Source organism: Candidatus Bathyarchaeia archaeon (genome assembly GCA_035935655.1).
In the GTDB taxonomy this organism is placed as follows: Archaea; Thermoproteota; Bathyarchaeia; order 40CM-2-53-6; family 40CM-2-53-6; genus 40CM-2-53-6.
Genome location: DASYWW010000021.1, coordinates 1 through 2,472, shown reverse-complemented (window position 1 = coordinate 2,472; position 2,472 = coordinate 1). Strand labels below are relative to the sequence as shown.

Genomic DNA, 2,472 nt, shown 5'->3' with positions numbered 1-2,472 from the left:
GCTGGCACAAGTCAGTGTTTCAAGTTTATGAAGAAGCATCGCTTCCCTGGAAGTGGACACCCATGCTTAAGGCCTGTTGTCGCGAGGAAGGAATCGAGCTTTTGTCAACACCGTATGATCTTGAGGCGGTGGATATGCTTGAGCCTTTCGTCGAGGCTTACAAGATTGGATCGGGGGACATCACCTGGTCGGAGCTCCTTGTACGTGTCGCTTCGAAGGGAAAACCTGTGATTCTCTCCACCGGCGCATCGGACATGAGTGAGGTGGAGAGCGCAACCCAAATATTGAAGGCAATAAACCCTGATTTGGCTCTGTTGCAATGCAATACGAATTACACGGGAGGCACTCAAGTATTTAAACACGTTCACTTAAATGTGTTGCGTACATACCAGGACCGGTTCCCTGGGGCGCTGACGGGGCTCTCAGACCACACGCCAGGGCATGCGGCCGTACTCGGAGCAGTGGCGCTAGGTGCCAAGATCATAGAGAAGCACTTCACGGATGATATTTCGCGACAAGGGCCTGATCATCACTTTGCAATGACTCCGGGAAGCTGGCACGAAATGGTCGAACGTACGCGAGAACTCGAGGCCGCGCTTGGTTCACAGGAAAAATTAGTGGCGGACAATGAAAATGAGACCATTGTGATCCAACGGAGATGTCTTCGCGCGGCTCAGGATATACGCGCTGGTACGACTCTCTGCAAACGCGAAATACAGGCATTGCGTCCAGCGCCAAGCGGTGCGATTGCACCATTCGATCTTCATAGAGTGATTGGCCGTCGGACGTCCGTACCAATCAAGAAAGGTGAGCACTTTACATGGAACTGTTTGGAGTGAGATCTCATTAGGCCATCTCACGAATTCCCAGTGTTTTGGGGAGCGATTAGGCCTACAAATTGCCGTTCGCATGGCTCTCTTTTTCCGGAAAGAGATGATGTGAAACCGATCTCAGTTATACGCTCACGCACGATGTCCATGTGCATTCAAGGCAAAAGTTACCGAGATATGGCTGCATGGACCACTCAAGGCAATTTGGGCAATCAACCCGCTGTGTTCGTGTGGGGTCATCCGCGGATAGCTAGTGACGCTGAATTTGAGCCAGAGACCAGAATCGAAACGATTCACCAATCGCAAAGTCCCGGCACAATCTGCCGGCTCTACGAGAGATACGGCACAGCGGCATTTGGGCTGCTTGAGGGCAATTTTTCACTTGTTCTCATGGACTCGGGAGCAAGTACTGTTTATCTTGTTGTCGACAAATTTGGTTGCGAAGACATCTACTGTTATCGAGACAGTGGGCATCTCTCATTCTCATCTCATCCTGCTTACCTCTGCGGCGCTAATTTCAAATTCAATGGGTGTGCTGTCGCATTCTACTTAGCGCAGGAAGGATTTATTCCTGCCCCTTTCACGCTTTTTGATGGAATCGAGACAATCGGGCGTGCGCGTTTTTTACGCATACGATGTGACGAACACGCCATGACAATTAGTTGCGAACGGTACTGGAAGGCTTCGAGATTTAACAGACCTCACAATGGGCGCAACGCAACTGCTTCTCTCTACCCTCTCCTTCAATCTGCTGTTAGGGTGCGTCAGAATGAACTAAGCGGACTGCTGCTGTCGGGAGGCGTGGATTCCTCTCTACTCTTTGATATTGCCTTGCAAAATCCAGATCGAAGTGTGATGGCGATGACAGGCAGCGTGATGGGATACGAGGATGGCGAAAGTGAGATTCGGAGTGCTAGGGCACTAACAGACGCGGCAGGAGTTCCGCACGAATCTGTAATTGTTGATCCGCACGACGAAACACTTCCGGATGAATGGGACTTATTGACGGAATCTTGGCTAGCGGGATCACGAACAACCTCGACAGTATTTTACCGCTTGGCGCATCGAGCGCGGAGGATGCTGGGCGAAGGGGAACCTGTTATTTCTGGACAAATGGCCGACACGCTGGCGGACAACAACTATACAAATCCATCATTCGGTTACAAGTTTAGGAGAGCCTTTTACTCGCCTGTATTTCTCCGGTTGTTGCCCTTGATGAAGAGTCTCGCTCCTCAAAACGAAGGTGCAATTGGCAATTTGCTTTGTGTAGTCACTAAAAGACTATGTGGGCCACGGATTGCGGAAATGGTTCGCAGCGTATTGTACGGAATTGCAGATTCGCAGACATTTTATGACGGCCGTGTGTTTGGATATGGCGAGATGCCCGGGAGGTCGAGTGCCTATTTCCCGTCGCTTACAAAAAATGGCTTTGCGCGAGTGGCCGATTGGTATTCGACGCGATTTGTCGCGCCTATTGTTTCACGACTGAGTCCGACTACGTTTTATTCGGACATGTTTGAACTGAGCTTGGATATGGTCATGCTGCATCTCGACACACGGTTGGTCTTTCACGCGTTTAGTCTAGAGGGGATGCGAGCCGAATTGCCTTTCTTGGACACACGAGTTGTCAACTATTTCTTCA

Annotated in this window: 2 protein-coding genes; both read left to right on the top strand. The window is 50.4% G+C overall.

Annotated elements, in window-relative coordinates; genetic code table 11:
* Positions 1-839: N-acetylneuraminate synthase family protein (locus tag VGS11_04180; GenBank protein ID HEV2119287.1), on the top strand; the 839-nt coding region annotated here is incomplete at its 5' end.
* 195 nt (positions 840-1,034) lie between these two features.
* Positions 1,035-2,472, top strand: a 1,438-nt coding sequence (locus VGS11_04175) for an asparagine synthase-related protein (GenBank protein ID HEV2119286.1), incomplete at its 3' end; no start/stop codon positions are given.